This window comes from Planktosalinus sp. (genome assembly GCF_059864935.1).
In genome coordinates this window covers 1-10,689 of the sequence record NZ_JCBCCK010000290.1, presented here as the reverse complement: position 1 = coordinate 10,689, position 10,689 = coordinate 1, and the positions used below count along the sequence as shown (strand labels likewise).

The 10,689-nt window shown below is 39.8% G+C and carries 5 protein-coding genes; 1 reads left to right on the top strand and 4 read right to left on the bottom strand.

Translation table 11 applies throughout. The features are described from left to right. Positions 1-2,129: CLIPPER-2 domain-containing protein (locus tag AC6F75_RS09595; protein WP_500714792.1), on the bottom strand; the 2,129-nt coding region annotated here is incomplete at its 3' end. A 357-nt stretch (positions 2,130-2,486) separates the two neighbouring features. Here AC6F75_RS09595 and AC6F75_RS09590 point away from each other — a divergent pair. Next, positions 2,487-4,076: a peptide chain release factor 3 gene (locus AC6F75_RS09590; protein WP_500714791.1), complete on the top strand. Its 1,590-nt coding sequence runs from the start codon at positions 2,487-2,489 to the stop codon at positions 4,074-4,076. A 35-nt stretch (positions 4,077-4,111) separates the two neighbouring features. Here AC6F75_RS09590 and AC6F75_RS09585 read toward each other — a convergent pair whose 3' ends face one another. The 3 genes from AC6F75_RS09585 to rpoB form a co-directional block, all read right to left on the bottom strand. After that, entirely contained in the window at positions 4,112-4,429 is a 318-nt protein-coding gene (locus AC6F75_RS09585; protein ID WP_500714790.1) for a DUF3467 domain-containing protein, read from the bottom strand. 52 nt (positions 4,430-4,481) lie between these two features. Further along, positions 4,482-8,783 carry a DNA-directed RNA polymerase subunit beta' gene (gene rpoC, locus AC6F75_RS09580; RefSeq protein WP_500714789.1) on the bottom strand — a complete coding sequence of 1,434 codons (4,302 nt, stop codon included), beginning with the start codon at positions 8,781-8,783 and terminating at the stop codon, positions 4,482-4,484. Between the two features lie 76 nt (positions 8,784-8,859). After that, positions 8,860-10,689 (bottom strand): DNA-directed RNA polymerase subunit beta (gene rpoB / locus AC6F75_RS09575; protein ID WP_500714787.1); only part of this gene is annotated, 1,830 nt, incomplete at its 5' end.

Below are 10,689 nucleotides of genomic sequence, written 5' to 3'. Positions count from 1 at the left end.
GCTTGATTGATTACCTCACCTAAATCCAAATCGGTTTGGGTAATTGTATAAGTTGCTGTATAAATCCAAACTTCATCAGTGTCTAAGTTTCCATCGTTGTTGGTATCTCCACCAACAAAATCTATTGAAACAACCGGGTTTGGATTCTCAAATAAAGGATCTGTTATTACAACATTCGAAATTGGAGCATCTCCGGTATTATAAACACTGAATGTGTAGATGATGGTATCTCCAACTACGGTACAATCACCGCTATTCATTAAATCTCCTTCTTTTACTAAAGCTATTGAACAGTTACTAAGTGTCAAAGTAACGGCAGTTCTAACTGAGCTAACACAAGTTGGGTCTGAATCACTTACTGCCTCTGCCCAATATGTAACACTTCCAATAGTATTCAAAATAGGATTCGCAACAACATTTCCTCCTACAGCAGCGTCATACCAAACAACGGATTCGTCAGGCCCAACAGTTACTGCATCATTTGCATCCAAAGTTTGAATTGGATTTGTTGCACATTCTGAAATATCTCCGGTACTGACAGGTGCATCTGGTGTAGATGCTACATCATCTATTATGATCTCCGTTTCGTCAGATACACAAGTGGTATCGTTGATGTCCCTTACCGTGACCTGATAAGTTCCGGCTACCAATCCTGAAAATACTACCCCGGACTGATAGTTTGTTCCGTCTATGCTGTATTCAAGGTTCGCTCCTAATGGTGCTGTTACCGTGATGGTTCCTGTTGGATTTGCACAAGTCGGTTGGGTAACTGTTACCGCAGGGGCTGCCGGTACATCCGGTGCTGCGTTGATTGTTACTTCCGTTTGATCCGATACACAAGTGCTATCGTTTGTGTCCCTTACGGTTACCTGATAAGTTCCGGCTACCAATCCTGTAAATACTACCCCGGACTGATAGTTTGTTCCGTCTATGCTGTATTCAAGGTTTGCTCCTAATGGTGCTGTTACCGTGATGGTTCCTGTTGGATTTGCACAGGTCGGTTGGGTAACTGTTACCGCAGGGGCTGCTGGAATTTCTGTAATAGTAAAAGTTGTAGTCGCTTGTTTTACACAAGTAGCATTACCATAGGTATAAGTTATTACATATGTTCCCGGCAAACTATTTGCAACATTAATCTCCCCGGTATTAGGATTTAAATCAAGTCCTGCCGGTGTAGAAGTATATGTTCCTCCTGGTAATCCGGTTTGTGTAACCATTACCGGATCTGAGTCACTACATACTGAATTTGGCTCATAGCTTATTTCAGCTGTTACAAAATCAAATTGAACCTGAATAGGCTCAACAAAATCGTTAAGTGCAGCTGTAAGGGAATTTGAATTTTTAGTTTTGATTAATAAGGTTTTAAAACTTGCCCCGAGACACGGATTAGGTAAACTCTCTAAGATAGCTGTAATATTAATTACACCTTCCACAAATTGAAGCGGGTTATAAGTGGCTGTACCAAAAGAACCAAAAGGAACGGGCACAGGGTTCTCATTAGTTCTAGCAAAAATATTGTTTGCATCTGTGGGCTGTAACACATACCCAAAATTTCCTCCACCAACATCTTTCCACATATAGAAAAACACTGTCGCTACGGAGCCGCCATTTCCATATTCAACTGTTAACAAAATATCGTTTATTGTTCTACCTCCGTGAGGACCGGCAGAGTTAAACCCAAAGCTGTTATTTGTAGTTAAAGTATTTTGATAAAATTCAAAATCAATATAACTCGTCCCATTTGTTGTTCTTCTATCACTTGCAACAAATACCCACTCGTTATTATTGACATCGGTTGCAATGTGATACATTGCATTGTGAATATCACCTTTGCCTGTTGCTGAAGAATTTGACCAGGTCCAGTCTAACGGGTTATCGTTGGCCTTAGAACCTCCGGTAAAAACGTTATCTGTATTTGAATTATACAAGTCCCATACCAATCCTGTAGTTAAAGGATTTACAGGTGTTCCGTCATTATTAAGAACAAAGCCTCCACTTCCTGCGGGACCTTGAACCCAGTCTCCTGCACCTGCCGGATTATTTGATTGTAAATTTCCATCAATACTAAAACCACCGTTAGGCTCAATTACCTGAACGACTTGTGCATCAGCTGCGCTATAAACAAACACTAATAAAATGCAAAAAACAGATGTCTTAATTGAATTGAAAAAAGTAAAGTTTTTCATGATATATCTTATGTTGTTGTCTGGTTTGATCAAAAATCAGTTCAAATATAAGTAGGAATTTACTTATTCATTATGAGAATTTTAACTATTAGACCAAATGACAAATTGTATCGTTGAACAGCGCAAAAAGACAAAATTTCAATACTTTTTTTGTAGGAAAAGTATTTACATTTATACGTAGTTATGTGTATTTTAAAGACCTAACTAACTTTTATATTGTCAGAAATCTTGAATATTAAATATTCCTTTTTCGATTTGAATACACTGAAAACTAAGCCTATCTTTGCCAAAATTTTTTGAATGAGTTTTACGAAAGAAATCGCAAGAAGAAGAACCTTTGGAATTATCTCCCACCCCGACGCAGGCAAAACCACCTTGACTGAAAAGCTTTTACTTTTTGGAGGTGCCATACAGGAAGCCGGTGCCGTAAAGTCAAATAAGGTTAAAAAAGGAGCCACAAGTGACTTTATGGAAATTGAAAGGCAGAGAGGCATTTCAGTTGCAACTTCAGTGCTTGCATTTGAATATAACGGGTTTAAAATCAACATCCTGGACACCCCCGGTCACAAAGATTTTGCTGAAGACACTTTCAGGACATTAACCGCTGTCGATAGTGTTATTGTGGTTATTGATGTTGCAAAAGGAGTTGAGGAACAAACAGAAAAACTGGTTAACGTTTGCAGAATGAGAAACATTCCCATAATTGTTTTTATCAACAAACTCGATCGTGAAGGTAAGGATGCCTTTGAACTCCTTGACGAAATTGAACAAAAGCTTAAACTTAGTGTAACGCCTTTAAGCTTTCCTATTGGTATGGGATATGACTTTAAAGGTATTTACAATATTTGGGAGAAAAACATCAACCTATTTACAGGTGATCCAAAAAGAGACATTGAAGAAACCATAGAAATTTCTGATTTAAACGCTGCTGAACTTACTGATCTAATAGGCGATAAGGCTGCAAACAAATTAAGGGATGAACTTGAATTGGTTGAAGGCGTCTATCCTGAATTTTCTAAAGAAGATTATCTTTTAGGAAACCAACAACCGGTATTTTTCGGCTCTGCCTTGAATAATTTTGGGGTGAGAGAGCTGTTGGATTGTTTTACCGAAATTGCGCCAACACCACGACCTAAAGAAAGTGATACCCGCCTTGTAAAGCCTGATGAAAAAGAATTCAGTGGATTTGTATTTAAAATCCATGCCAATATGGATCCAAAACACCGCGACAGGCTGGCCTTTATAAAAATCGTTTCTGGCACTTTTGAGCGAAACAAAGCATACCTTCACGTGAGAAACAATAAAAAAATGAAGTTTTCAAGCCCCAATGCTTTTTTCGCAGAGAAGAAAGAAATAGTGGACATCTCCTACCCCGGTGATATTGTTGGGTTGCATGACACAGGAAGTTTTAAGATTGGTGATACTTTAACTGAAGGTGAATTGATGCAATACAAAGGCATCCCCAGCTTTTCGCCAGAATTTTTCAGATACATCAACAATGCAGACCCCATGAAAACCAAGCAGCTGGAAAAAGGAATTGACCAGTTGATGGACGAGGGTGTTGCTCAATTGTTCACTTTGGAAATGAACGGGAGAAAAGTTATAGGAACTGTTGGTGCGCTTCAATTTGAAGTTATTCAATACCGCCTGGAACACGAATATGGTGCAAAGTGTAGTTATGAAAACCTAAATGTTTACAAGGCATGTTGGGTTGATCCTAAAGACCCAAAAAGTGAAGAATTTAAAGATTTCCTCAGGGTAAAGAATAAGTTTCTGGCAAAAGACAAAAGAGGACAACTGGTGTTTTTTGCAGATTCACAGTTTACGCTTCAAATGACGAAGGATAAATATCCTAATGTGAAACTACATTTTGTTTCAGAATTTAAATAAAAAAAGCCTTGCAGTTTGCAAGGCTTTTTTAAGTTTTACGCTTCACCCGTAGGTCCAAAATTCAGTGGAATGGGCGGTTGTTCAAAATCTTTTATCTCGCCGTGAGCATTCTCAAAACGTTTGATATTGTCATTCAAAGCCTTCAAAAAGCGCTTGGCGTGTTGAGGCGTTAGAATGATTCTCGATTTTACCTTACTCTTTGGCGCACCTGGCATAATGGTAACAAAATCAACTACAAATTCTGATGCTGAGTGGTTGATTATTGCCAAGTTACTGTAAATGCCCTGAGCAATATTTTCATCAAGTTCAATGTTGATTTGACCCTGTTTTGGTTTATTTTGATTGTCTGCCATAATAAAAAATGGTGTTAATGAAAAAACAGATTCCCGCTTTCGCGGGAATTTGTTAATTATAGTTTACTTCTTGTTTTTCCTCTGTCATTTCTTTGAGTTCTTCTTTAGAGCCCACCAAGAAATGATCATAATCTCTCAAGCCTGTACCTGCAGGAATCTTGTGTCCAACAATTACGTTTTCCTTCAGTCCTTCCAGATAGTCAATTTTACCGCTTACGGCCGCTTCATTCAACACTTTTGTTGTTTCCTGGAACGAAGCCGCAGAAATAAATGACTTGGTTTGCAGAGAGGCTCTTGTAATACCCTGTAATATAGGTATTGCAGTTGCGGCAACGGCATCACGTGCATCAACCAAAGCCTTGTCAGAACGTTTCAGGTTTGAGTTTTCATCCCTCAAATCTCTTGCTGTAATGATTTGACCTGCTTTAAACACTTCGCTATCACCGGAATCAACTACCACCTTCATTCCAAAGATTTTGTCGTTCTCTTCGGTAAAGTCATTTTTATGTGCAAGTTGATCTTCAAGGAAAATTGTATCTCCCGGATCGTCAATCCTAACTTTTCTCATCATTTGTCTTACAACCACCTCAAAATGCTTATCATTGATTTTTACCCCCTGAAGGCGATAAACTTCCTGAACCTCATTTACAAGATATTGTTGAACAGCTGATGGGCCTTTTATTTTAAGGATGTCTTCTGGAGTTACTGAACCGTCAGAAAGTGGCATACCGGCTTTCACAAAATCATTCTCCTGAACCAGGATTTGATTGGTCAATTTTACCAAGTATTTCTTTACTTCACCAAGCTTGGATTCAATAACAATCTCTCTGTTTCCTCTTTTGATTTTTCCGAAAGAAACCACACCGTCAATTTCTGAAACAATTGCAGGGTTTGAAGGATTTCGTGCCTCAAACAATTCTGTCAATCGCGGAAGTCCACCGGTGATATCGCCTGCTTTTGCAGAACGCCGTGGAATCTTAACCAAAACCTTACCGGTTTTAATTTTCTCACCATCATCAACCATAATGTGGGCTCCCACAGGCAAGTTGTATGACCTAACGGTATTTCCTTTAGTATCCTGGATCAAAAGCGTTGGAATAAGCTTTTTGTTTCTAGATTCTGAAATTACTTTTTCCTGGAATCCTGTTTGTTCATCGATTTCAACCTGGAATGAGACTCCTTGCTCAATATCTTCATAGGCAATTTTTCCGGGGAATTCTGAAATAATAACACCGTTGTATGGATCCCATTTACAAATTACATCTCCCTTGGTAATCTTACTTCCATTCTTAATGAAAATATGTGAGCCGTAAGGAATGTTGTTTGTACTAAGAGTGATACCTGTTTTATCATCAACAAGTTTCAATTCTGATGTTCTGGAAATTACAATATCAACCGGCTGACCTTCAGGGTTTTCTCCTTTAACGGTAACCAGTTCGTCGATTTCTGCAATACCATTAAACTTGGCTAAAAGTTTATTTTCTTCAGATACACCTCCTGCAACACCACCCACGTGGAATGTTCTCAACGTAAGCTGGGTTCCGGGTTCACCGATAGACTGTGCAGCAATAACACCAACAGCTTCACCTTTCTGAACCATTTTGCCGGTAGCAAGGTTTCTTCCGTAACAAAGTGCACAAATCCCTTTTTCGGCTTCACAAGATAAGGCTGACCTTACTTCTATTGCTTCAAGTGGTGATTTACTGATTCTGTCTGCAATATCGTCATGAATATGACCTCCTGCTTCAACATAAACTTCACGCGTTATCGGATCAATTACATCATTCAATGCAATTCGACCAACGATTCTTTCTGAAAGAGATTCAACAATTTCGTCGTTTTTCTTAAGTGCCTTTATTTCAACACCTCTTAAAGTACCACAATCGTGAGTTTGAATAATTACGTCCTGTGAAACATCCACAAGTCTTCTGGTCAGGTAACCGGCATCTGCCGTTTTAAGCGCAGTATCGGCAAGACCTTTACGTGCACCGTGAGTTGAGATAAAGTATTCCAGAATCGAAAGTCCTTCCTTAAAGTTTGAAAGAATCGGGTTTTCAATAATTTCCCCACCACCGGCGGTTGATTTTTTAGGCTTGGCCATCAAACCACGCATACCGGTCAACTGGCGAATTTGTTCCTTAGAACCCCTTGCCCCGGAGTCAAGCATCATATACACCGAGTTGAATCCTTGTTGGTCTTCTCTAATACGTTTCATAGAAAGTTCAGTCAACGCAGCATTGGTTGAGGTCCAGATGTCAATAACCTGATTGTAACGCTCATTGTTTGTAATGAGACCCATGTTATAGTTCATCATAATGGCATCTACCTGCTCATTGGCATCATCAATCATGGTGTACTTTTCCGGCGGGATGATAATATCACCAAGGCTGAATGACAATCCGCCCTTAAATGCATATTCATAACCCATATCCTTGATGTTGTCCAAAAACCCTGAAGTTGTTGGTACATCGGTAATTTTTAGAATTTTTCCAATAATATCACGAAGCGACTTTTTAGTCAATACTTCATTAAAGAATCCTGCTTTTTCCGGAACGGCTTTGTTGAACAGAACCCTGCCTACAGTGGTTTCGATAATTTGATTTACAAGTTCACCTTTATCGTTGAAGTCTTTGGTCCTAACTTTGATTCCGGCGTTTAGCTCTACCCTCTTTTCATTATAGGCTATAATAACTTCTTCGTCAGAATAGAACGTCAAACCTTCACCAACTACTTTATGTTCTTCAGTTGATGTTCTGAGTTTGGTCATATAATACAGACCCAAAACCATATCCTGGGAAGGAACAGTAATAGGCGAACCGTTTGCAGGGTTCAATATATTATGTGATGCAAGCATCAAAAGTTGAGCTTCAAGAATTGCTTCAGGCCCCAAAGGTAAATGCACAGCCATCTGGTCACCATCAAAATCGGCATTAAAAGCCGTACATGAAAGCGGGTGTAACTGGATTGCTTTTCCTTCAATCAGTTTCGGCTGGAATGCCTGAATACCTAGACGGTGAAGCGTTGGAGCACGGTTAAGCAGTACCGGGTGTCCTTTTAGAACATTTTCTAAAATATCCCATACAACAGGCTCTTTCTTGTCAATTATTTTCTTGGCTGATTTTACGGTTTTCACAATTCCTCTTTCTATCAGTTTTCTGATAACGAAAGGCTTATAAAGTTCAGCAGCCATATCTTTTGGAATACCACACTCAAACATTTTCAACTCAGGTCCAACAACAATTACCGAACGCGCTGAATAATCAACACGCTTACCAAGCAAGTTTTGACGGAAACGTCCCTGCTTCCCTTTTAATGAATCTGAAAGAGACTTTAAAGGTCTGTTGGCATCAGTTTTTACTGCTGAAGACTTTCTGGTGTTGTCAAACAATGAATCCACCGATTCCTGAAGCATACGTTTTTCGTTACGTAAAATTACTTCCGGCGCTTTTATTTCAACCAATCTTTTCAGACGGTTGTTTCTGATAATTACCCTGCGGTAAAGGTCATTCAAATCTGAAGTTGCAAAACGTCCTCCATCAAGCGGCACAAGAGGTCTTAGTTCCGGCGGAATAACTGGGATGACTTTCATAATCATCCATTCCGGTTTGTTCTCACGGTTGAAGTTTGATTCTCTTAGTGCTTCAACAACCTGAAGTCTTTTAAGGGCTTCGGTTTTACGTTGCTTTGAGGTTTCGTTATTGGCCTTGTGTCTCAAGTCATATGAAAGTACATCAAGGTCAATGCGCTGCAGAAGTTCAATTAAACATTCTGCACCCATTTTAGCGATAAACTTGTTTGGGTCAGCATCTTCAAGATATTGGTTTTCCTGTGGAAGTGTGTCTAAAATGTTCAGGTATTCTTCTTCTGTAAGGAAATCCATTTTCTGAACCGGTTCGCCTTCTTCATTTTTCGCGATACCTGGCTGTATAACCACATAACGCTCATAATAAATAATCATATCCAGTTTCTTGGAAGGTAATCCAAGAAGGTAACCAATCTTGTTTGGAAGTGATCTGAAATACCAGATATGCGCAATGGGCACCACAAGGTTGATGTGGCCCACTCTGTCACGTCTTACTTTTTTCTCTGTAACTTCTACACCACAACGGTCACAAACGATACCTTTATAACGGATTCTCTTATACTTTCCGCAGGCACATTCATAATCTTTTACAGGTCCAAAGATGCGCTCACAAAACAATCCGTCGCGCTCTGGTTTATGAGTACGGTAGTTGATTGTTTCGGGCTTTAAAACCTCACCTCTTGACTCTGCCAAGATGGCTTCCGGGGAAGCCAGACCGATAGAAATCTTGTTGAATTTCTGAGCAGTGTAATTGTCTCTATTTTTTGCCATAATGCTATAAAAATTCTTTAATTAAATGTTGCTCTTAAGAGCTTTTTGAACAAAACACGATTAAACTATTAATGTGTTATTCCTCTAATCTAATGTCCAATCCAAGGCCTTTAAGCTCGTGCATCAATACATTAAACGATTCCGGCAAGCCGGGTTCAGGCATAGTTTCGCCTTTAACAATGGCTTCATAGGTTTTTGCTCTACCCACCACGTCATCAGACTTCACTGTCAAAATCTCTCTAAGCGTTGCTGATGCTCCGTATGCTTCAAGTGCCCAAACCTCCATCTCTCCAAAACGCTGTCCACCAAACTGTGCTTTACCTCCAAGAGGTTGCTGGGTGATAAGCGAGTATGGTCCAATGGAACGGGCGTGCATCTTGTCATCAATCAAGTGGCCCAGTTTCAACATATAAATTACCCCAACAGTTGCCGGTTGATCGAATCGATCTCCGGTGCCACCGTCATAAAGGTAAGTATGTCCAAATCTTGGGATTCCTGCTTCATCAGTCAATTCATTGATCTGATCTAAAGTTGCACCGTCAAAAATTGGCGTTGCAAACTTTCTACCCAGTTTTTGACCGGCCCAGCCCAATACAGTTTCATAAATCTGTCCGATGTTCATACGCGATGGTACACCAAGTGGGTTAAGGACAATATCAACTGCGGTTCCGTCTTCAAGGAATGGCATGTCTTCTTCTCTTACGATTCTGGCAACAATACCTTTGTTTCCGTGACGTCCTGCCATTTTATCACCCACTTTAAGTTTACGCTTTTTAGCGATGTAAACTTTGGCAAGTTTTAAAATTCCGGCCGGAAGCTCATCTCCTACAGAGATGGTGAACTTTTCACGTCTCAGGTTACCCTGAAGGTCGTTCTCCTTAATCTTATAGTTGTGCAACAAGTCTGCAACAAGACGGTTTGTATCGTCATCGGTTGTCCAGGTTCCTTGTGTTAAATGCGTATAGTCATAAACAGCATTAAGCATTTTAAGCGTGAATTTTTTTCCTTTCGGGAAAATTTCCTCACCCAAATCATTCATAACACCCTGAGCAGTTTTGCCACCAACAATTGCAAAAAGTTTTTCAACAAGCACATCTTTCAACTCGTTGAATTTTGTTTCATATAGAACCTCTAATTCTGCAATGTCTTCTTTGTCCTTTGCTCTTTTGCGTTTATCCTTTATCGCTCTTGCAAAAAGTTTTTTATCAATTACAACTCCGTTAAGTGATGGAGAGGCTTTTAGGGAAGCATCTTTTACATCACCTGCTTTGTCACCAAATATCGCACGAAGTAATTTTTCTTCGGGTGTTGGGTCGCTTTCACCTTTTGGAGTGATTTTTCCGATAAGGATATCACCGGGCTTAACTTCAGCACCAATGCGAATCATACCGTTTTCGTCAAGGTCTTTTGTGGCCTCTTCTGAAACGTTGGGTATATCATTGGTCAACTCTTCATTACCCAGTTTGGTATCTCTAACTTCAAGTGAATACTCATCGATATGAATCGAGGTGAACACATCATTTCTTACCACTTTTTCAGAAATCACGATCGCATCCTCAAAGTTATACCCTTTCCAGGGCATAAAGGCCACTTTCAAGTTTCTACCAAGAGCCAACTCACCATTTTCAGTGGCATAACCTTGACATAAAACCTGTCCTTTAGCTACCCTGTCGCCTTTCTTAACAATTGGCTTCAGGTTGATACAAGTTCCTTGGTTTGTTTTTCTGAATTTTACCAGATTGTATGAAGTCACGTCACTGTCAAATCTCACAAGACTTTCTTCTTCAGTGCGGTCATACTTGATTCTAACCTGGTCTGCATCTACATATTCAACCAGACCGTTTCCTTCGGCATTAATCAAAACCCTGGAGTCGCTGGCAACTTGTCTTTCAAGACCTGTACCCAC